The sequence below is a fragment of the Pseudomonas sp. JAI111 genome (assembly GCF_024809425.1).
In the GTDB taxonomy this organism is placed as follows: domain Bacteria; phylum Pseudomonadota; class Gammaproteobacteria; order Pseudomonadales; family Pseudomonadaceae; genus Aquipseudomonas.
In genome coordinates this window covers 63,198-83,442 of sequence record NZ_JANUCB010000013.1, presented here as the reverse complement: position 1 = coordinate 83,442, position 20,245 = coordinate 63,198, and the positions used below count along the sequence as shown (strand labels likewise).

Annotated in this window: 22 protein-coding genes and 1 pseudogene; 15 read left to right on the top strand and 8 right to left on the bottom strand. The window is 60.4% G+C overall.

Annotation, left to right across the window (positions count from 1 at the left end):
• Positions 1 to 41: 41 nt before the first annotated feature.
• Both HNR03_RS32060 and HNR03_RS32055 read left to right on the top strand, forming a co-directional pair.
• A pseudogene (locus tag HNR03_RS32060) lies at positions 42 to 818 on the top strand (cache domain-containing protein); the annotation flags it as partial.
• Between the two features lie 84 nt (positions 819 to 902).
• Positions 903 to 1,724, top strand: a complete 822-nt coding sequence (locus HNR03_RS32055) for a methyl-accepting chemotaxis protein (RefSeq protein ID WP_405046097.1) — start codon at positions 903 to 905, stop codon at positions 1,722 to 1,724.
• 126 nt (positions 1,725 to 1,850) lie between these two features.
• Here the strand turns inward: HNR03_RS32055 and HNR03_RS29205 are convergent, their stop codons facing one another.
• The gene (locus tag HNR03_RS29205; RefSeq protein ID WP_259157547.1) at positions 1,851 to 2,786 is read right to left on the bottom strand and encodes a LysR family transcriptional regulator; all 936 of its coding nucleotides are present in this window, start codon (positions 2,784 to 2,786) and stop codon (positions 1,851 to 1,853) included.
• A gap of 240 nt (positions 2,787 to 3,026) precedes the next feature.
• On the opposite strand from HNR03_RS29205, the gene HNR03_RS29200 reads away from it, so the two are divergent.
• From HNR03_RS29200 to HNR03_RS29190, 3 genes are all read left to right on the top strand, one after another.
• Positions 3,027 to 3,521, top strand: coding sequence for a DMT family transporter (locus HNR03_RS29200; RefSeq protein ID WP_259157546.1), 495 nt, complete (start codon positions 3,027 to 3,029; stop codon positions 3,519 to 3,521).
• Positions 3,522 to 3,523: 2 nt separating this feature from the next.
• Entirely contained in the window at positions 3,524 to 3,976 is a 453-nt protein-coding gene (locus HNR03_RS29195; RefSeq protein WP_090188824.1) for a DMT family transporter, read from the top strand.
• Positions 3,977 to 4,147: 171 nt separating this feature from the next.
• Positions 4,148 to 4,315 carry a metallothionein gene (locus HNR03_RS29190; protein WP_090186068.1) on the top strand — a complete coding sequence of 56 codons (168 nt, stop codon included), beginning with the start codon at positions 4,148 to 4,150 and terminating at the stop codon, positions 4,313 to 4,315.
• Between the two features lie 76 nt (positions 4,316 to 4,391).
• Here the strand turns inward: HNR03_RS29190 and HNR03_RS29185 are convergent, their stop codons facing one another.
• Positions 4,392 to 4,619, bottom strand: a complete 228-nt coding sequence (locus HNR03_RS29185) for a DUF6555 family protein (protein WP_090186063.1) — start codon at positions 4,617 to 4,619, stop codon at positions 4,392 to 4,394.
• A gap of 145 nt (positions 4,620 to 4,764) precedes the next feature.
• Here HNR03_RS29185 and HNR03_RS29180 point away from each other — a divergent pair, with 145 nt between their 5' ends.
• The 3 genes from HNR03_RS29180 (at position 4,765) to HNR03_RS29170 (ending at position 6,798) form a co-directional block, all read left to right on the top strand.
• Positions 4,765 to 5,544, top strand: a complete 780-nt coding sequence (locus HNR03_RS29180; RefSeq protein WP_259157545.1) for a helix-turn-helix domain-containing protein — start codon at positions 4,765 to 4,767, stop codon at positions 5,542 to 5,544.
• A 94-nt stretch (positions 5,545 to 5,638) separates the two neighbouring features.
• On the top strand, positions 5,639 to 5,812 hold the full coding sequence (locus HNR03_RS29175; protein WP_090186053.1) for a DUF1427 family protein: 174 nt from the start codon (positions 5,639 to 5,641) through the stop codon (positions 5,810 to 5,812).
• A 29-nt stretch (positions 5,813 to 5,841) separates the two neighbouring features.
• A complete protein-coding gene (locus HNR03_RS29170; protein ID WP_259157544.1) occupies positions 5,842 to 6,798 on the top strand; it encodes a zinc-binding alcohol dehydrogenase family protein in 957 nt (318 codons plus the stop codon).
• Between the two features lie 121 nt (positions 6,799 to 6,919).
• On the opposite strand, the gene HNR03_RS29165 is transcribed toward HNR03_RS29170, so the two are convergent.
• Both HNR03_RS29165 and HNR03_RS29160 read right to left on the bottom strand, forming a co-directional pair.
• A complete protein-coding gene (locus tag HNR03_RS29165; protein WP_259157543.1) occupies positions 6,920 to 7,942 on the bottom strand; it encodes a purine nucleoside permease in 1,023 nt (340 codons plus the stop codon).
• Positions 7,943 to 7,966: 24 nt separating this feature from the next.
• Positions 7,967 to 8,923: a nucleoside-specific channel-forming protein Tsx gene (locus HNR03_RS29160; protein ID WP_222587743.1), complete on the bottom strand. Its 957-nt coding sequence runs from the start codon at positions 8,921 to 8,923 to the stop codon at positions 7,967 to 7,969.
• A 255-nt stretch (positions 8,924 to 9,178) separates the two neighbouring features.
• On the opposite strand from HNR03_RS29160, the gene selD reads away from it, so the two are divergent.
• Together selD and mnmH are read left to right on the top strand one after the other, a co-directional pair.
• Positions 9,179 to 10,213, top strand: coding sequence for a selenide, water dikinase SelD (gene selD, locus HNR03_RS29155; protein ID WP_222587742.1), 1,035 nt, complete (start codon positions 9,179 to 9,181; stop codon positions 10,211 to 10,213).
• On the top strand, positions 10,213 to 11,316 hold the full coding sequence (gene mnmH, locus HNR03_RS29150; protein WP_259157542.1) for a tRNA 2-selenouridine(34) synthase MnmH: 1,104 nt from the start codon (positions 10,213 to 10,215) through the stop codon (positions 11,314 to 11,316). The genes selD and mnmH overlap by 1 nt, the downstream gene beginning before the upstream one ends.
• A gap of 44 nt (positions 11,317 to 11,360) precedes the next feature.
• Here the strand turns inward: mnmH and HNR03_RS29145 are convergent, their stop codons facing one another.
• The gene (locus HNR03_RS29145) at positions 11,361 to 12,038 is read right to left on the bottom strand and encodes a histidine phosphatase family protein (protein WP_259157541.1); all 678 of its coding nucleotides are present in this window, start codon (positions 12,036 to 12,038) and stop codon (positions 11,361 to 11,363) included.
• Positions 12,039 to 12,410: 372 nt separating this feature from the next.
• Here HNR03_RS29145 and HNR03_RS29140 point away from each other — a divergent pair, with 372 nt between their 5' ends.
• The 3 genes from HNR03_RS29140 to hemB all read left to right on the top strand — a co-directional run bounded on the left by HNR03_RS29140 (position 12,411) and on the right by hemB (position 15,174).
• A complete protein-coding gene (locus HNR03_RS29140; RefSeq protein ID WP_222587739.1) occupies positions 12,411 to 13,109 on the top strand; it encodes a glutathione S-transferase family protein in 699 nt (232 codons plus the stop codon).
• A gap of 33 nt (positions 13,110 to 13,142) precedes the next feature.
• Positions 13,143 to 13,985, top strand: coding sequence for a PhzF family phenazine biosynthesis protein (locus tag HNR03_RS29135; protein WP_259157540.1), 843 nt, complete (start codon positions 13,143 to 13,145; stop codon positions 13,983 to 13,985).
• Positions 13,986 to 14,199: 214 nt separating this feature from the next.
• Positions 14,200 to 15,174 (top strand): porphobilinogen synthase, encoded by a 975-nt coding sequence (gene hemB / locus HNR03_RS29130; RefSeq protein WP_259157539.1) that lies wholly within the window; start codon positions 14,200 to 14,202, stop codon positions 15,172 to 15,174.
• 123 nt (positions 15,175 to 15,297) lie between these two features.
• On the opposite strand, the gene HNR03_RS29125 is transcribed toward hemB, so the two are convergent.
• A complete protein-coding gene (locus tag HNR03_RS29125; protein WP_259157538.1) occupies positions 15,298 to 16,833 on the bottom strand; it encodes an FAD-dependent oxidoreductase in 1,536 nt (511 codons plus the stop codon).
• Positions 16,834 to 16,994: 161 nt separating this feature from the next.
• Between HNR03_RS29125 and HNR03_RS29120 the strand changes: the two genes are divergently transcribed.
• Positions 16,995 to 18,089, top strand: a complete 1,095-nt coding sequence (locus tag HNR03_RS29120; protein WP_259157537.1) for a DUF1615 domain-containing protein — start codon at positions 16,995 to 16,997, stop codon at positions 18,087 to 18,089.
• 79 nt (positions 18,090 to 18,168) lie between these two features.
• Here the strand turns inward: HNR03_RS29120 and HNR03_RS29115 are convergent, their stop codons facing one another.
• Positions 18,169 to 18,648 (bottom strand): phage infection protein, encoded by a 480-nt coding sequence (locus tag HNR03_RS29115; RefSeq protein WP_259157536.1) that lies wholly within the window; start codon positions 18,646 to 18,648, stop codon positions 18,169 to 18,171.
• A gap of 320 nt (positions 18,649 to 18,968) precedes the next feature.
• Here HNR03_RS29115 and HNR03_RS29110 point away from each other — a divergent pair, with 320 nt between their 5' ends.
• Entirely contained in the window at positions 18,969 to 19,592 is a 624-nt protein-coding gene (locus HNR03_RS29110; protein WP_259157535.1) for a glutathione S-transferase, read from the top strand.
• A 67-nt stretch (positions 19,593 to 19,659) separates the two neighbouring features.
• On the opposite strand, the gene HNR03_RS29105 is transcribed toward HNR03_RS29110, so the two are convergent.
• Complete coding sequence (locus tag HNR03_RS29105; protein WP_208669135.1) at positions 19,660 to 20,100, bottom strand: CBS domain-containing protein; 441 nt, start codon at positions 20,098 to 20,100, stop codon at positions 19,660 to 19,662.
• Positions 20,101 to 20,245: the final 145 nt, after the last annotated feature.

Here is a 20,245-nt window from a genome sequence, read left to right as displayed (position 1 = left end):
AGCCTTTAACCACGCCAATAAAATCAAAAGAGTGAACCGTCATGCGCATGAGCCTCAAGGCTAAAGTCCTGTCCCTTGCCGTCCTCCCGGTGTTGCTCTTTGCGCTGGTCATCAGCCTGACCACGTTGTTCATTCTGCAAGAACAGGCTCGCAAGGAAGTCGAGGAAACGCGCGAGCGCCTGCTCAGCGACGCCAAGGCCACCCTGCAAAGCTACGTCGCGGTTGCCATGACCACGATCAAACCGTTGTATGACGCGGCGGCCCAGGGCGATAACGCGGCGCGGGCCCAGGCGATCAAGCTGCTGTCGAGCATCAGCTACGGCAAGGAAGGCTACTTCTTCGGCTACGACTCCAACACCGTGCGCCTGTTCAAGGCCAACAGCCCCGATGGCGTGGGCCAGAGCTTCAAGGACAACCGCGACCCGAACGGCGTCTACGTCAACCGTGACCTGGTGAACGTCGCCAAGGACGGCACTCACTACCTGCAATACAGCTCGCCATTGCCTGGAAACACCCAAGTGCTGGTGCCCAAGCTCGGTTACACCGAATACCTGCCCAAGTGGGACATGGCGGTCGGCACCTCGGTCAACCTTGACGGCATCGAAGCGCAAGTCGCCCTGGTGGAAGCCAAGGTCAAGGAACGCATGGAAGGCGTGGTGCTGAGCATCGTCGGGATTGCCGTGGTGGTGCTGTTGGTGATCGCAGCCGCCGGGATGCTGCTGGCCAATACCATTCTGCGTCCGCTGAACCTGATGAAAGCCAACCTCGATGACATCGCGGCGGGCGAGGGCGACCTGACCCGTCGCCTGACAATCACCAGCCAGGATGAACTCGGCGATCTGGCCGGCTCGTTCAACCGTTTCGTCGACAAGATCCACGGCCTGGTGCGTCAGATCACCGAAATGACTTCGCAGCTGACCGGCCTGGTGACTCAGGTCTCCGATCAGGCCCATCGTTCGGATCAGGCCATGGAGCGTCAGCGTCACGAGACAGATCAGGTTGCCACGGCGATCAACGAAATGTCGGCGGCGGCGCAGGAAGTGGCGAAGAGTGCACAAAACGCGGCGGTTGCAGCCCAGCAAACCGACGAGGAAGGCCAGGCCGCCAAGCGTGTGGTGGCGGGCAGCATTGTGAAGATTCATGCGTTGGTGGACGACATTCGCAGCAGCGGCGTGTCCCTCGACAGCCTGCAAAAAGACGTGTCGTCGATTGTCAGCGTGCTGGGGGTGATTCGCTCGATTGCCGAGCAGACCAACCTGCTGGCGCTGAACGCCGCGATTGAGGCGGCGCGCGCCGGTGAAGCGGGACGCGGTTTTGCAGTGGTGGCCGACGAAGTGCGGGCACTGGCCAGTCGTACGCAGATCAGCACCCAGGAAATCCAGGGCATGATCGACCGTTTGCAGGCCGGGACTCAATCGGCGGTGGAAGCGATGCGTCGTTCCAGTGAAGCGGGCGACGGTACTTCGGCCCAGGCTAATGAAGCTGGCGCATCGCTGGACACCATGGCCCAGCTGATCGGCACCATCAACTCGATGAACGCTCAGATCGCCAGCGCGGCGGAAGAACAGACCGCCGTGGCCGAAGAGATCAACCGCAGCGTGCACCAGATTGCCGTGGCGGTGGACAGTGTCGCCGACGAAACCCAACTCGGCGCCCAGACCTCGCGCAGCCTCGCCGACCTCGGTCAGCGCCTGGGCAAACTGGTCGGTCAGTTCCGTATCTGACACCCCGAAGAACCTGTAGGAGCTGTCGAGTAAAACGAGGCTGCGATCTCTTGATCTTGTTGTTAAAAAAGCAAGATCAAAAGATCGCAGCCTCGTTTTACTCGACAGCTCCTACACAGCTCTGTGTCAGGGTCTGTCCCAGTACGGCACCGCGCCAAAGCATTCCACAAAGAAATCGATCACCGTCCTGACCTTCACCGACAACCGCCGACTGCCGGGCCAAAGCACCGCAATCTGCTGCGGCTCAAGGCTGTTGGACACCTGATAATCCCCAAGCACCGGCACCAGCGTGCCGTTGCGCACCGCTTCACCAATCAGCCACGACGGGAACATCACCAGCCCCAGCCCCTGTTCAGCGGCCTGGGTGAGTGTGTCGGCGTGGTTGCCGGTGATCGGTCCTTTCACCGAGTAGGGCGTCCAGTCCTGCTGGTCCTGGCGGAAAAACCAGCGCTGTTGCCCCGTCACGCCTTTGTAGGCCAGGCATTGATGCGCCGCCAGATCCTCAGGATGTCTCGGCGTGCCGTTGCGTTGCAGATAGGCCGGGCTGGCGGCGACTTGAAACCGGTGCGGCGCGAGGATGCGCGCCTGCATACTCGAATCGTGCAGCGGGCCGATGCGAAACAGCAGGTCGGCGCCTTCCTGTAACGGGTCGATGTAGCTGTCTGTCTGCTGGATATCCAGTTGCAGTTTCGGGTAGCGCTCGCACAGCTGCCCCAGCCAAGGCGTGAGATGACGTTGCCCGAACACCACTGGCGCGTTGATCCGCACCAGTCCGCTGGGTTCGCTTTGCTGTTCCTGCAAGGCTTGCTCGGCCTCTTCCAGTTGCACCAGCACCAGTCGCGCGTGATGGCCCAGCATGCGCCCGGCTTCGGTGGGCGTGACGGCGCGCGTGTGGCGATAGAGCAATTGCTGGTTCAAGGCCTGTTCCATCAGCTGGATCTGCCGGGAAATCGAAGAGGGCGCCAGGCCTTCACGGCGGGCGACTTCGGAAAAACTGCCGTGGTCGAGCACCGCGACAAACAGCCGGAGTGCCTTGAATCCCAGTTCATTGAGGCCGTGCATTAGTCATCCTGCTGTGCGGGTTGCGCAAAAGTGTTGTCAGGATGCTCCCATTTATCGCAAAGCACCGCCAGCCGATAATGCGCGCCAATTCCACTGAGAACACAAACCCTGTGGGAGCGAGCTTGCTCGCGATAGCGATTTGTCAGTCACATTGATGTTGGATGTTCCGGCGCTTTCGCGAGCAAGCTCGCTCCCACAGGGGGTCGTGTTCTATCTGATAACTGGTAGGTGTCCCCCCTTATGCACACTTCTTCAATCGACGACGTGGGCGTTGTCGCCGCGCCGACCACTAAACCGGGGCTGCGCCTGTTGCTGCTGCCGCTGGTGATCCTGGCCGGCATGGGCCTTTCCGTGGAGGCCGGTCTGCTCGGCCCGCTCGGGGTTCAGGTCGGGCATTTATGGGCGACGTTGAGCATCTTCGGCGTGGGTTCGGCGATTCTGTTTTTGCTGCTGTTGTTCAGCGGCAAGCAACAGGGACCGGCCTTGAACACCTTGCCGCGCTGGCAGTTGATCGGCGGTTTCCTCGGGCCGATCTACGTGGTCGTGTTGACCATGGCCACGCCGCACATCGGCATTGCCATGACGATGATCGCGATCCTCTCCGGGCAGGTCGGCAAAAGCGTGTTGATCGACCACTTCGGCTGGTTCGGCACCGCGCGAAAAAAGGTCAACGGTGAACGTTGGCTGGCCTTGCTGCTGATTGTCGTGGCACTTGTTCTGATCGCTCGGGGGTAATGATGAATCTGATTATTTTGTTGGCGGTGGTCGTGGCCGCCGGTGCGGTGTTGAGTGTCCAGGCGGCGATTAACGGGCGTCTGGGCGAAACGGTCGGCGTGTTGCGCAGTAGTTTGCTGACCTTTGCGGTCGGTGCGGTGGTCACCGGGTTGCTGATCCTGTTTTTCGAACCGGCCCACGCCGTCAGCTTGCTGGACGTGCCGAAATGGCAGCTTAGCGGCGCGCTGTTCGGCGTGGTCTACATGATGGTCATGGTCGGCGCGGTGCCGCGCGTCGGCACAGCAGTGGCGACCGTGGCGGTGATTCTCGGGCAACTGGGCATGGGCATGTTGATCGACAACTTCGGCTGGCTGGGCAATCCGGCGATCGAGTTGTCGAGCAGCCGGATCGTGGCAATGGCGTGTCTCGCGCTGGCCTTGTTTTTCATGTACCGCAGTAACACCCGCCAAGCCTGACGCCGGACGCTTTTACGAGCGATGTAGGAGCTGTCGAGTGAAACGAGGCTGCGATCTTTTAAAAAACCAACGTCAACAGATCGCAGCCTCGTTTCACTCGACAGCTCCTACACTGGTATGACGGTGCCAGCGATTGCGCACCCGACGACCACCACACATGGAGTCAGGCTCATGATCAGCAGTGACAGTACCTGCGACTGCCCCAAATGCTCATGCAAACTGGGCGAACATCCGATAGCGCGTCACGGCAAGCACTATTGCTGTGAAGCGTGCGCCAAGCACCACGAACATGGCGAAGAGTGTGCGAGTAAAGGCTGCAAGTGCGCCCACGCCAAATAACTCATCCACGTAAAACGTAAAGTGGAGCCGCCCTGGCTCCACTTTTTTTATGTCTGTTTTCCCCTTTTCTCGAGCTTCAGCCAGCCGGTCGCCAGGTCACGTTTTCGATCCCGAACTTTTCCGCCAGCGGCTTGCTGGTTTTTTGCACCTTCTCCCGGCCAAAGCGAGGGATTCGTCCGACGCCGGCGTCACAACTGGCCCAATGCCAAGCTTCCGCGTTGTCCATCTTGTCCAGGCGAATAATGAATGACTTGGGAACGCCATGAAGGGTGTATTCAATGACGAAAAGTTTTGCGTTGTTCATAAAGCCCGTATTCCTCCCTGTGGTAATAGAAGGATCGTCGAGGTAGCGGAAAATTCACTTGGATTGGCGGACGGCTGCCGCCAGTGGCGACAATGCCGGTGGCTCGTTACCATGCAAGCACCTGAAATCCCAATGATCATTGCCCATGGCCCTTGCTGCCCCTCCAGACCTGAGTGACACCGATGTCCCCGTGCAACCGTTGGCACGGACCTACCCGCGTGGCCTGTACATCGAGCCGCACCAGCATGACTGGGGCCAGCTGCTGTACGCGATGAGCGGGGTCATGTGGGTTGAAACGCCCTTTGAGGCGCTGGTGGTGCCGCCGCAACGGGCGGTGTGGCTGCCGCCGGGCGTGCCCCACGGGATTCGTGTGGTCTCGGACCTGCAGATGCGCAATATCTACCTGCGCCCCTCACTGGCCGCCACGCTGGATGACAGTGTTCAGGTGATTGAAGTCGGCGGGCTGCTGCGAGAGCTGATCGTCGGGCTGGTGGAGCAGGGCGATGATGGCGCGCCCGAGTATTACGAAGCACTGGTCGGCCTGGCACTGCTGGAGCTTAGACGGGCCAGGCGTTCACAGCTGAAAATCCCGTTACCGGATGAGTCCGACCGACGTTTGATGAACCTGTGTCAGGCGGTCATGGCCGCACCTTCGCTGGACATCCCCTTCGAGCAGCACGCGGAAAATGCCGGGGCCAGCGTGCGTACCCTCGCGCGGCTGTTCAAGGACGGCCTGGGCATGGGCTTCGCTGAATGGCGGCGACAGGTGCAACTGGCGACGGCAGCGGCGGAATTGATCCAGGGCGTGCCGGTCAGCACGATTGCCCGGGAACTGGGCTATTCACCGAGCAGCTTCAGCGACATGTTCCGCCGGGAGCTGGGTGTCGCGCCTTCGCAGTTTTCGGCGAGTCAATGTCAGGCGTGAAGACGCTTTGGCCGATATTCAGAAGCACTTGGCCGATGCCCTCCGTCACCTCGCTCTAGACTTCAGGCATACCTTTTTTGCCACGGAGTCTGCCATGAGCTACCTCATCTCGCTGGTCATCGGTCTGGGCGTCGGCCTGGTGTACGGCGCCCTGGATTTTCGTTCCCCCGCACCACCGGCCATTGCGCTGGTGGGCCTGCTGGGCATGCTCGCCGGTGAAAAGTTGTGGCCCATGGGCCGGCAACTGGTCAGCGGCTGGATCTCCTGAACCCCTTCCTTGAAGTGATGGACACTCCCATGAAAGCACTGCAATTCGACAAGACCGGCGACCTCGCGGCCTTGCGCTATGTCGATGTTCCAACCCCCGTTCCCGGCGCCGATGAAGTGCTGGTCCAGATCAAGGCGGCTGGGCTTAACCCCAGCGACGTGAAAAACGTGCTCGGGCGTTTCCCCTACACCACCATGCCGCGCATTCCCGGGCGCGATTTTGCCGGTGTGGTGGTTGAGGGGCCTGAGGCGCTGATCGGTCAAGAGGTCTGGGGCACCGGTCGCGAGCTGGGGTTTTTTGCCGACGGTTCCCATGCGCAATTCGTCAAACTGCCGGCCAATGGCGTGGCGCTCAAACCCACTCACCTGAGTTTTGCCCAGGCCGCCAGCCTCGGTGTGCCCTACACCACGGCGTGGGATGCACTGGAGCGCAGTCTGGTAACGGCGCAAACGCAGCTATTGGTGATCGGTGGCGGGGCGGTGGGCAGTGCCGCGCTGGCGCTGGCCAAGGTGCGTGGCGCCCGGGTGCTGGCAGCGGCGCGGCGCCCCGAGCAGGTCAAGGATTTACAGGCTCAGGGTTATCAGACGCTGCAACTGGATAAGCCGGAAGACTTGGGGGCGCAGGTCAACGCCGTGTATGCCGGCGGTGCCGACGTGATTTTCGACACCACGGGCTTCTGGCTGCCGGCCTCGGTCCCGGCGCTGGCCGCGTTCGGGCGCATCGCAATCATCGCCGCACCGGTGGACGGCATGGTGCAACTGCCGGCGTTGGCGCTGTATCGCAAGGGCGGTTCGGTGGTGGGGATCAATTCGTTGCTGTACGGCGTCCAGGCGTGTGCTGCGATGCTGGATCAGTTCGGCAAGTTCTTTGATCAGGGGTTGCTGCCGTTGCCCGAGGGCCTGCTTGAATCGCCGTTGGCACAAGGGCTGGAGCGGTATGCCGAGGTGAACCAGGGCAGTGGCGAGAAGGTGATTTTGTTGCCCTGACCCCAATCAAATGTAGGAGCGGGCTTGCTCGCGAAAGCGGACTGACAGTCGACATCGATGTTGAAAGTTATGCCGCCTTCGCGAGCAAGCCCGCTCCCACAAGGGGATATGTAGTGTCAGATCAAGCGTCGGGAACACCGTTCTCCCACGCCGACCAGTTGTTCAAAATCTCCTGCACCAACGGATTCCCGGTGCGGTACAGGTTTTCCAGCGCCGGTACGAATCCGCCTTGATCGGCGTACTTGAGCAGGTTATCCACTTCGCTCTGGCCCGGCGCCGGTCGATCGAAATCGGAACCGGCGCGCACCACCGCCAGACGCTGGACATCCACCAGCCCCTCGCGACTGGCCCGCAACAGCGCTTCATACGTGGAATTGTCTTCCTGCTGCGTCGTGCAGTACTCGCCTTTATTGTCTGTCAGCAACCGGGTCCAGACTTCGGCGCGCTCGCTCAAGCGTGTCCCGGAAAACCAGGTGTTGCCCGCCAGCGTGTCGCACTGCGTCACCACCGGCGGTTGATTGGCCGGGGCTGATGGATATTTCATGCGCCAGGCGGCCGACTCTTTGCTCTCGCTCAACTGGACGTTGTGCGACAGGGCGAACGCCTTGGCCTGCAATTTCGGATTGAGCTCGAAGACTTCGGTCTTGTAGTCCAGCGGCGGCTTTTCGTTCGGGCCTTTGGTGTTGATGCCGATGTAACCGGTCGGCCAGTCTTTCGGCGCGTCTCGCGAATCCAGTTCCCACTGGGTGCCGAACTCCACCAGATAATGCGCCCACGCGGCAGTGCCGATGGTGCCGTGTTTGGGGCTGATGCCGGCAATCCCGGCGATCAGGAAATAGCTTTTACGCAGGTCGAATTTCGGCGACAGGGACAAGGCCAGTGTCGACGCGGCGGCGTTGGTCTGGCCCATGCCGGTGACCATCAGGCACACCTGCTGCGTGTTGCAGCGAATCGTCGGGTACTCGGCGGACAGGCCTGGCACTCGAACTTCCTGCTTGAGTTCCAGGCGATCGATCCAGTGCTGCGCCTCGGGGGCGAACATGGTGATCAGCAGCACTTTCGGCTCGATCGGAGTCTCACTCGCCCAGGCCGTTGAAGAGAGCAGGGCGGCACAGGCCAGGGAAAGACGCGTCATTGCATTCATAAAACCTCCAGGTTCAAACAAGCTTCAGAACTGATAACCGATGCCGGCGTAATAACCCCAGCCGTTGGACCGGGCGCGGAAGTCGCCGTCGCCGAAATTCAACTCGCTGCCATCCTCCCAATTGCCGCCGTTATGGAAGTAACGGCCGACCAGGGTGAAACGTAAATGGGTAAACGAATACAGCAAGACGTTGGTGGCGACGGTGGCGTTGGCGGTGCGCGCCGGGTTGTCCTTGTGCAGATCCGAGCCGAAATCGAAGTTGGTGAAACCGATGTACGTCAGCGACGCGCCGTTCTCGAAGCTGCTGATCGGCACGATGTATTTGAGCTGGGCGCGGTAGCCGTCCCACGAGTATTCATTGCTGGCGCCATAGTTTTCCCATTGGTAACGCCCGTAGAAGTTGGCCGACAGGTTGACCCGCGAATGGGTGTCGATATCGGTGCCCAAGCCGCTGTACAGCGTGTTGGCGCGGTTGGCGCTGTTGCTGCCATGGTCGTAGATCCAGTCGAACGCGACGTACCATTCCTTGAACGGCCCGACCGCCAGGCTGCGACCGGCCAGGTAGTCGATGGAGATGCGCGGTTCGTGCTCCATGAACACCGGTGAGCCGTGGTCCCAGACGCCTTTGTCATGGCTGTTGCCGATGTCGAAGATTTTCGGGATGTCGATGTAGCCGTACAACTCGAACGGTCCTTTGCGCCCGAAGTATTCATATTCCAGGTAAATATCGTCGGCCGGCTGCGGGCCGAAACTGATGTCTTTGCTGCCGATGACGGTCAGGTCCTGATTGAACCAGTCCGACAGGTACACGCCTTTTTTCGCGGGGCTGGCCTCGACGCTGAGGGTTTCGCCCTGGGCGGATTCTTCGACGGCGGCGGGTTGCGCCAAAACGGTGCTGCTGAGTAGTCCTGTAACGCTGGCCAGCAGCAAGGAAACAGCAGCGGTGCGCGAGCAAGTCGCGCGGCTGGACATGCGTTGCATTAAAAATCCCTTTTCGTGCGGATCGAAAGCCCGGTTCTCCGAGCTTGGTGCAGTTTGGTTACGAACATGCCGGTATTGGCTACTCGCAAACGTTTGCACAACAGATGCCAATTATCCCAATACCATGAAAAATCGATGAAATCAGGGATTTTACTGTCGTTATGGTCAGGTACAGGCCGCTGCTACAGGGCGGTAGGGCCTTGCAGGGGGCGTCAGTGCTAGACTCGCTCGCATTGACTTCAAAGGTATTGCCCCATGAGTGAACCGATTCGTCTCACGCAGTACAGCCACGGCGCAGGGTGTGGCTGCAAGATTTCGCCGCAGGTGCTGGAGGTGATCCTGGCAGGCAGCGGGGCGCAGAACCTTGATCCGAACCTCTGGGTCGGCAACGCTTCGCGCGATGACGCCGCGGTGTACGCCATCGATGAAGAGCGTGGTGTGGTCTCCACCACCGACTTCTTTATGCCGATCGTCGATGACCCGTTCGATTTCGGTCGTATCGCGGCGACCAACGCCATCAGCGATATCTACGCCATGGGCGGTGATCCACTGATGGCGATTGCGATCCTGGGCTGGCCGGTCGACAAGCTGGCGCCGGAGATAGCGCGTGAAGTGATTCGCGGCGGACGCTCCATATGCGACGAGGCTGGCATCCCATTGGCCGGCGGGCATTCCATCGACGCGCCGGAGCCGATCTTCGGTCTCGCCGTGACCGGCCTGGTGCAAAAACGCCACATGAAACGCAACGACACCGCCACCGCCGGATGCCTGCTTTACCTCACCAAACCGCTGGGCATCGGCATCCTCACCACCGCCGAGAAAAAGGGCAAGTTGCGCCATGCCGACATCGGCCTGGCCCGCGACTGGATGTGCACGCTGAACAAACCCGGCAGCCGTTTCGGCAAGCTCGATGGCGTGACCGCGATGACCGATGTGACCGGTTTTGGCTTGCTTGGGCACCTGGTGGAAATGGCGGACGGCAGCCACCTGACCGCGCGCATCGAATATGAGCGTGTGCCACGTCTGCCGGGCGTCGAGTATTACCTTGAGCAGGGCTGCGTGCCGGGCGGCACGCTGCGCAACTTCGACAGCTACGCCAGCAAGCTCGGGCGTCTGCAGGAACTGCACAAGCGCGTGCTGTGTGATCCGCAGACCAGCGGTGGCCTGCTGGTTGCCGTCACGCCTGAAGGCAACGAGCAATTCCTCAAAGTGGCCGCCGAATTGGGCCTGACGCTTGAGCCAATCGGTGAACTGATCGAGCGACAGACCCACGCGGTCGAGGTGATTTGATGTCACAGGACTTCACCGACTACCGCGACATCTTTCTCAACGACCGGCCGCTGATGGATGTTCGTGCGCCGGTCGAGTTCTTCAAGGGATCGTTCCCCGGTGTCGTCAACCTGCCGCTGATGAACGACAACGAGCGCCAACGGGTCGGCACCTGCTACAAGCAACACGGCCAGCAAGCGGCAATCACGCTGGGGCATCAGTTGGTGTCTGGCCAGATCAAGGCGGAACGCATCGAGGCCTGGGCCGATTTTGCCCGGGCGCATCCAGAAGGCTATTTGTATTGTTTTCGCGGCGGCTTGCGTTCGCAGATTGCCCAGCAGTGGCTCAAGGACGAAGCCGGCATCGACTATCCGCGAGTGGGTGGCGGCTACAAAGCGATGCGCACCTTCCTGCTCGACACGGTCGAGCAGGCCGTGGCCCAGTGCGATTTCGTGTTGCTGGGCGGCATGACCGGCACCGGCAAGACCGAGGTGCTTTGGCAGTTGAGCAACGCGCTGGACCTTGAAGGCCACGCCAATCATCGCGGCTCCAGCTTTGGCAAACGCGCCACCGGCCAGCCGTCCAATATCGACTTTGAAAACCGCCTGGCGGTGGACGTGCTGAAGAAGCGTGCCCACGGCATCGAGCAGTTTGTGCTGGAAGACGAGAGCCGCGCGATCGGCAGTTGCGCCTTGCCGTTGCCGCTCTATCAGAGCATGCAGCAGTACCCGATGGTCTGGCTGGAAGACAGCCTGGAAGGGCGAGTCGAACGGATCTTGCGCGATTACGTCGTGGACTTGTGCGCCGAGTTTGTCGCGGTACATGGCGAGGAAGGTTTTGCACTGTTTTCCGAGCGATTGCTGGAAAGCCTGAACAACGTCCAGAAGCGCTTGGGCGGTGAGCGGCATCGGCGGATGTTGATCCTGATGGAAGACGCGCTGGCGGAGCAGGCGAGCAGCGGGGCGGTGGACTTACACCGGGGCTGGATTGAAGGGTTGCTCCGTGAGTATTACGACCCGATGTATGCGTTCCAGCGGGAGAAGAAGGGCGCGCGTATCGAGTTTGCCGGAGAGCGGGGCGCGGTGCTTGAGTACCTGCAAGCCCGGCTTATCAACCGAAAGTAACAGGGTGTTTTTGCCCCGGCAGACGCTATAAAACGTTGATCAGCTCACGTCGGACACGCCGTCGGCCCGTTATCCAGACCTTGCTTGTAGGTGTGGCTCTGCAAACTGGCCCGGCCGTTGTGCCAGGTCAGCGTCAGCACCACCAGCGAGTCATAGTCGTTGGACTCCCAGTCTTCAGTGATTTTCTGTTCCTTGCCGACGGCTTCCTCCGCGACCTTGTTGATCAGCTCGGGCAGGTAGCCGTGGGACCAGGCCGTATAGATCACTGAGTTGTGGTACTTGTCGTGGAGCAATTCTTCCGCCAGATCGCTAACGTCGTTGGCCGAAAAGTTGATGTTCACCGGCAAGCCGAGCTTGATGGCGGTGGGGCTGATGGTCATCAGCGGGCGGATGTAGCTGTAGGAGTTGTCCTGTTCGCCTTCCTCGACATTGCGGGTCGGGTCGGCGGCAAACACGTAATTGGCTTTGCCGAATTTTTCCGGCAGCAGGGTGGCCAGTTTGATTGCGCGGTTCAGGCCTTGGCAGTTGAGCTGGCCGAGACCGCCTTCAGGTTTTTCCGCATGACGCAGGAAGACCAGGGTCTGGGTGCCGTCAGCCGCCGCTTGGGCACGACTTTCACCGGGCTCCAGTGCAAAAAACAACGTGCCCGCCGCCAGCGCCGCAGTCAGGACGACATAGGTGCATTGCTTGAAGCGGCCAGCGAATTTCAAAGGGGTCATCATTTGAATAGGTGATCTTCAGCGCGTTCGGTTAAGGCTGACAAACCTTTGCACACGAGCTCCAAGCCTCGGGTGTTTTCCCTGTCGTTGAGCCGGTCCCGTTTCCGAAAAGGCAGTGTTCAGATTCCTCTTTAGCCTGTTGGTTCGTTTTCGGCTTGTGCGCAGCAATGTACCGGTAACCTCGAACGGCTTGCAGCAGAGGTTATCGACAAGATGTTTCGGATTTTTGGATACATTACGGGGCGCGCAGCAACATTAAAGCTGCAATCTTTCGCTCCTGTTCATCAGCCATATTGATAAGGTCAAAAAGATCGCAACCGTCAGGCGATCAACCTGGATTATGCTCAACCCTTTCTTTGCCGATGGAGGCTCCCCATGACCGATCTGTCTTCGTTCCCCATCACCCGAAAATGGCCGGCGCAATACCCCGAGTGGATTCAGCTTTATTCCCTGCCGACCCCCAATGGCGTCAAGGTCTCGATCATGCTCGAAGAGATCGGCCTGCCCTACGAGCCCCATCGCGTGGGCTTTGACACAAACGACCAGATGTCTCCCGAATTCCTGTCGTTGAGCCCAAACAACAAGATCCCGGCGATCCTCGATCCCCATGGTCCGGGGGACAAGCCCCTGCCGTTGTTCGAGTCCGGTGCCATTCTGATTTACCTCGCCGACAAAAGCGGGCAACTGCTGGCGCAGGAATCGGCGGCGCGGTACGAGACGATCCAGTGGCTGATGTTTCAGATGGGGGGCATCGGGCCGATGTTCGGCCAACTCGGTTTCTTCAACAAATTCGCCGGCAAGGACTACGAGGACAAACGTCCGCGTGATCGTTACGTCGATGAAAGCAAACGCCTGTTGAAGGTGCTCGATCAACGCCTGCAAGGACGCGACTGGATCATGGGCGAACGCTACACCATCGCCGACATCGCGACCTTTCCGTGGGTGCGCAACCTGATCGGCTTCTATGAAGCGGGGGATCTGGTGGGCATCAAGGACTTCCCGAATGTCACCCGGGTCCTGGAGCGCTTCCTGGCGCGGCCGGCGGTGATGCGCGGGCTGGAAATCCCCAAGTAAACCGCTTCGACTTTCTCAAGACCAAGGCAGGCAATGAGCTCATTCGATTTCAAGCAGGTAGATGTATTCAGCCGCAGCGCGCTCAAGGGTAATCCGTTGGCGGTGGTGTTCGGTGCCGATGAACTCGGTGATGAGCGCATGGCGGCGTTCGCGAGCTGGACCAACCTCAGCGAAACCACATTCATCCTCGAACCGCGCGACCCTCGTGCGGATTATCGCGTGAGGATCTTCACCACCCTCAGCGAGCTGCCTTTTGCCGGTCATCCAACGCTGGGCACTTGCCACGCGTGGCTGGAGGCCGGTGGCGTGCCCAAGGGCGAGGAGATCATTCAGGAATGTGGCGTCGGGCTGGTGCGGATCCGCAGGCAGGGCGCGGGGCTGGCTTTTCTCGCGCCACCGCTGATCAGGACCGGGCCGGTGGAGGCCGATGTGGTCGAGCGCGTGCGTCGCGGGCTGCGACTGGAGCCCGGGGTGATTGTCCGGGCGCAGTGGGTCGATAACGGTGCCGGCTGGCTGGCGGTGATGGTCGAGGATCGCCAGCAGGTACTGGACCTGCAGCCGGATCACTCGCAAATGCTCGGTCTCGCCGTTGGCGTCATTGCACCGTGGAAACCCGAGCGCGATGGCGACGACGCACAGTTCGAAGTGCGGGCCTTCATTTCGGGTGACGGTATGCCGGAAGACCCGGCCACTGGGAGCCTGAATGCCGGGATTGCCCAATGGCTGCTCGCAGAAGGCCTGGCGCCAGCGTCCTATGTGGTCAGTCAGGGGCTGACGATGGGACGCGCCGGGCGCATTCAGGTCGAGCGGGTGGGCGATGAAATCTGGATCGGTGGTTCTGTAGTGACGTGCATCAGCGGCACCCTGAAGCTTTAACTTGTGGGAGCGAGCCTGCTCGCGATTGCGTCGTGTCAGCCAATAAAGGTGTCGATCGACACAGCGCCTTCGCGAGCAAGCTCGCTCCCACAGGGTTCTGTCCTGGATTATTGCCGGACCGGTAATGGTTTGTTCCGCGTCTGAGGTGTGTACCCCACACCTCGCAAGGCATAAGCTTCGTCCCCTACGACTTTTGTCTTGTTCAGGAAACCCCATGTCCAGTCAGTTCCCCGAAGCACGTCCACGCCGTCTGCGCCGCAATGCGAGCCTGCGCAGCCTGTTCCAGGAAACCGAGTTCAGCTTGAACGACCTGGTGTTGCCGATTTTCGTCGAGGAAGAAATCGACGACTTCGTGCCGATCAAAAGCATGCCCGGGGTGATGCGTATCCCGGAGTCGAAACTGGCCGGCGAGATCGAGCGCTACGCCCGGGCCGGGATCAAGTCGGTGATGACCTTCGGCGTGTCGCATCACCTGGACAGCAGCGGCAGCGACACCTGGAACGATAACGGGCTGGTGTCACGCATGTCGCGCATTGCCAAGGACGCTGTGCCGGAGATGATCGTGATGTCCGACACCTGCTTCTGCGAGTACACCGATCACGGCCATTGTGGCGTGCTGCACAACCACGAGGTCGACAACGACCAGACCCTGATCAACCTCGGCAGACAAGCGGTGGCCGCGGCGCGTGCCGGTGCGGATGTGATCGCGCCGTCAGCGGCGATGGACGGTCAGGTCCAGGCGATTCGCCGGGCGCTGGATGACGCCGGTTTCACCCAGACTCCGATCATGGCCTATTCGACCAAGTTCGCTTCGGCGCTTTATGGCCCGTTCCGTGAAGCCGGCGGCAGCGCCCTCAAAGGCGACCGCAAAAGCTATCAGATGAACCCGATGAACCGCCGCGAAGCGGTGCGCGAATCGCTGATGGACGAGCAGGAAGGCGCCGACGCGCTGATGGTCAAGCCGGCCGGTGCCTACCTGGACATCATCCGCGACATCCGTGAAGTGTCGCGGTTGCCGTTGTCGGCGTATCAGGTCAGCGGCGAGTACGCGATGATCAAATTCGCCGCGCAGGCCGGGGCGATCGATGAGGATCGGGTGGTGCGTGAAAGCCTGGGCGCGATCAAGCGAGCCGGCGCGGACCTGATCTTTACCTACTTTGCGATGGACCTGGCCCTGGCCGGGATCTGACACCCACCGCAAAACAACTGTGGGAGTGAGCCTGCTCGCGATGGCGGTGTATCAGTCAAAACACAATCGACTGACACGACGCCATCGCGAGCAGGCTCGCTCCCACAGGAGTATGGGGTGGACTCAGGCGCTGCCAAAAAACGGCCGGATCCCGTGGTGCTTGAAATACCGCTCGATCACCTTCGGATCAGCACAGGTCTCGGCAATCGCCACATACGTGTCCGGGCGTAACAGGTAAAACCCGTTGCGCCCCAGACCCGCGGCTTCAAACGCCGGGCGCCAGTCGAATACGTGCAGCGGCAGGTGATGCTCGATGCACCAGTCGATCATCTCGTCGCTGGTGTCGCCGTAGACATGCACCTGCCAGGTCGGACACTTCAGTGATTCGAAATTATCGCCCTCGCCGTCGTGAGCCCAGGGCAGGCGATCGCCGCCATGAACGTGACCGGCCACGCCCGTGCTCAACGGCGTCCCGCGATAATTGAGGGTGATTTGCGACACCGTGCGAAACAGAAATTCGCGTGTCGTTTCGAACGAGGCCATTTTGGGGATCACGAACGGTGCCAGGCGGGTGCGCAACAAATCGGCCAGGCGGCCCTCGGCGGTGACGAACGTGAATACCCGGTCGGTGGTGGCCACCAGTTTGCGGGCAAAGGCGATGCGCTCGGTTTCGTAGGTGTCGAGCAGGTTGGCCGTGGCGCCACCGCTCAACACCGCGGCCAGTTTCCAGGCCAGGTTGATGGCATCGCCGATTCCGGTGTTCATTCCCTGGCCACCCGCCGGGCTATGCACATGCGCGGCGTCCCCCAAAAGAAACGCACGACCGCTGCGAAAGTGATCCGCTACGCGATGATGCACCCGGTAGGTCGAGAACCAGTTCACCTGATCGATCTGCACTTTCATATGTTCGATGGCCCGGCTGCTGACGTCTTCAAACCGCAGGGTCTCAACCCGGTCGGCGCGTTCGTCGCGCACGGTGCCGATCAAGCGGGCGCGACCTTCACCGGCCAACGGAAACACCGCGAGAAAGTCCGCTTCATCAAGGTCTACGTGCAGTTCGCCATTGAACGTCGGCCCACGGGCCTGCACATCGGCGACATAGAAAATCTGCTGGTAAGTGCCGCCGGGAAAACCGGTGTCGAGGGTCTTGCGCACGATTGATCGGGCGCCATCACAACCGGCCAGGTAACACGCCTGGCAGACTTCCTGCTGGCCATCGGGCAAGCGCAGCCTGACGCTGATGCCATCGCCGGTATCCTCGAAACTCTCAAGTTGAGTGTTGCGTTCCACCTCGATGCCGAACTTTTCAAGGCGTTCGATCAGCAACCGTTCGTGCTCGTCTTGAGGGAATATCTCGAGAAAGGCGTAAGGCGTCAGGCCCTCGCCGATGCGCGTCAACGGCAAGTGCGCCACGGGTTCGCCCTTGACCCAGAAATTCGCCGCGCCGACGCGATGGCCGTTACGAACCACGGCATCGCTGAGGTCGAGCTGACGGTACAGCTCCAGCGTCCGCGCCTGCACGGCCAGCGCCCGCGACGTGGTGCCCGGCGCTGACGTCTTGTCGAGAATCCGCACCCGAATCCCCAGTTTGCTCAGCCACAGCGCCAGTACCAGCCCGGTCGGGCCGGCACCGACGATCAGTACATCGCTCCGGTTCATGAGCCTGTCCTCTTCGGTGTGAGGTTCAAGTATGGTTCAGCCCGGCGGGTTGGTCAGGTCGCGTATACCCAATGGGAACGGGCAAGAACGGCAGCAGTCATAGCCTGCACCATGCCATTGGTCGTATGGTGAACCCCGCTCGATGGATTTGATGGAGCAACATGCAAACCAATCGATTGATCATGAGTCTCGCGGCGCTGCTGGTGCTGGCCGGCTGTGCCACCCAGCGCCCGCAGGAGCCGCCTGCGCGCAAGCCTGCCGAGGTCAAGGCCGAGATCGTGCGCCTGCTGCCGGCAAAAACGGTCGATCGTCAGGGCTGGGCCACGGATATCTACGCAGCGTTTGCCGCGCAAAACATCTACCCATCGACACAGAACCTGTGTTCGGTGCTCGCGGTCACCGAGCAGGAGTCTACCTTTCAGGTCGATCCGCCTGTGCCGGGCCTGGGCAAGATCGCCCGCGACGAGATCGACCGCCGTGCCGCCAGCGCGCACATCCCCAGCCTGCTGGTGAGCGGTGCGCTGCAGGTCCGTTCATCCAACGGCAAAAGCTACAGCGAGCGACTGAATGCGGCGCGCAGCGAACAAGAGCTCAGCGCGATCTTCGACGACTTTATTGGCATGGTGCCCATGGGCCGGACCCTGTTCGGCGGGTTCAACCCGGTGCACACCGCGGGTCCGATGCAGGTCAGCATCGACTTCGCCGAGCAACACGCGAAGGAGTATCCGTACCCGGTGAACAGCACGATCCGACATGAAGTGTTCACTCGTCGCGGTGGCATGTATTTCGGCATCGCCCATTTGCTTGGGTATCCGGTGAGCTACAAACAGCCGCTGTATCGCTTTGCCGATTTCAACGCCGGCTGGTACGCCAGCCGTAATGCGGCGTTTCAGAACGCGGTGAGTCGCGCCTCTGGCATTCCACTGGCGCTGGATGGCGATCTGGTGCGCTACGACGCGATCATGCCGGGTACCACGGAGTTGGCGGTGCGTACCCTGGGCAAGCAATTGGGCATGCGCAATACGACCATTCGGGATCAATTGGAGGAGGGCAAGAACCTAGGGTTTGAGGACACTCAACTCTATGCGCGGGTTTTCGAGCTGGCCGAGAAGGCTGAAGGTCGACCATTGCCGCGTGCGGTGTTGCCGGGGATTGAGCTGCAAAGCCCTAAAATCACTCGCAAGCTGACGACGGCGTGGTTTGCCAGGCGGGTCGATGAGCGTTACCGGCGCTGCATGGAGCGTGCGGGCAAGTGACTGACCGCTGGTAAACAGGCATAAAAAACCCGGCGGATGAGGCCGGGTTTTCATTGAGTCCTGCAGTGAAACTACGCATTTATGCAGCGCGGCTTTCGATCAGACGATCCGAGCCACCTTCGGCGACGCGTTTTTCGATCAGGCGGTCGGAACCACCTTCGGCAACACGATTCTCGATCAGACGATCCGAGCCACCTTCGGCGACGCGTTTTTCCATCAGACGGTCGGAACCACCTTCGGCAACACGATTCTCGATCAAACGATCCGAGCCACCTTCAGCGACGCGTTTTTCCAACAGACGGTCGGAACCACCTTCGGCAACGCGATTCTCGATCAAACGATCCGAGCCACCTTCAGCGACGCGTTTTTCGATCAGACGATCGGAACCACCTTCGGCAACACGATTCTCGATCAGACGATCCGAGCCGCCCTCAGCCACTCGGCTTTCAATCAGACGATCCGAGCCGCCTTCAGCGATAACCGGGTGAGCCGAAGTAGCGGCGAAAGCGTTAACTGCAAAAACCGAGAATGCGATGCTGAGGAAGAGTTGGCGTTTCATGGTGGTGTGCTCCAGGGGGTGTATTTGTTGGGTATGGAGCAGATGTTACGCCGCGGATTTTTTATGAGAACTTCATTGAGATGATGGTGACCATCGACGGCAATGATAGGACCAGCGGTGTCCCCTGCGTGGGCGTGATGGTTCAGTCGTCGGGTCGCCTCTGTAGGCGCGAACGGTGCTTCTACACTGGTTAGCTGGCACATGCCTTTGCCAGACCCCGGGTCAAGGCAGCCAACGCCCTGATTAACTAAACGGCAGGGAACGAGCCGGCAAACCGCGCCTCTACTGACTGTAACCTTGTCCCGCCAGGAGGCAGCACCATGTACCAGCTCTACGGACACCAGAACTCCGGCGCCGCCGCGATCGAGGCTGCACTGGAACTCTGTGAAATCCCTTATCGCTTCATCGACGTCGAGTCGTCACCGGAGGCTGCCAAAGCCCTGGAAAAGCTCAATCCGCTCAAGCAGATTCCGACCCTGCAACTGCCCGACGGCAGCATTCTCACTGAAAGCGCGGCGATCCTGATTCACCTGGGGCTGGCGTTTCCCCAGTCGAACCTGTTGTCGAGGGACCCGACCGAACGTGATCAGGCGATCCGTGGCCTGGCGTACATCGTCAGCAATTGCTACGCGGCCATCGGCATCATCGATTACCCCGAGCGCTGGCTGATCGAGGCAGATGCAGCGTCCAGGGAAAATCTCATGGCTGGCGCCCGTCGTCGGTTGCACTGGAGTTGGGAAGTGTTTGCCGATCAGTTTTCCGGCGAGTTGTATCTGGACGACGAGACGCCTGGCGCACTGGATGTGCTGGCGGCGGTGGTGACGCGGTGGGCGGGCAGCCGGGAACATCTACGCCATGCCCGACCGGGCTTCTACGCATGGCTGATGCGAATCGACCGGCACCCGACGTTGGCACCGGTCTTTGCCCGGCATTGGCCGAACTGACGAACACCAATAATCAAACGTGGGAGCGAACAGGTTCGCTCCCACGGCCTGTACGGTGTTTCTTCAATCAGTCGCCGCGAATGTACTGCTCCAGCTGGCGGATCAGTTCAGCCTGTTCGGCAATGGCTTCCTTGACCAGGTCGCCGATCGACAGCAAACCGATCAGCGTGCCGTTTTCCACTACCGGCAAGTGCCGCAGGCGTTTGTCGGACATGATGCCCATGCAGGTTTCAACGGTTTGGTGGGTGTCCACGGTGATCACCGGCGACACCATGATGTCTTCGACCGGTGTGCCCACCGAAGAGCGGCCCTTGAGCACGAGTTTGCGCGCATAGTCACGCTCGCTGATGATGCCGACGACTTCGCCATTTTTTACCACAGGCAATGCGCCGACGTTTTTCGCGGCCATGACCATCAGCGCTTCCAGGACCATTTGATGCGGCGCAATGGTGTGGACTTCGTGATTCTGTTCAGCCTTTAACTTCAGCAGTTGGGCGACGGTTTTCATGGCGGTTTCTCAGGTGTTGTCGTTGTCCTTGAAGAATCGTAGACCCAAGCCCTGAGAGCAAGGCAGAAAACGGCAGATAACGCTCAAAAAACGCCATTCAGCGGTTTTTCTTTGGAAAACCGGCAGTGTTCCATCGTTATTCACC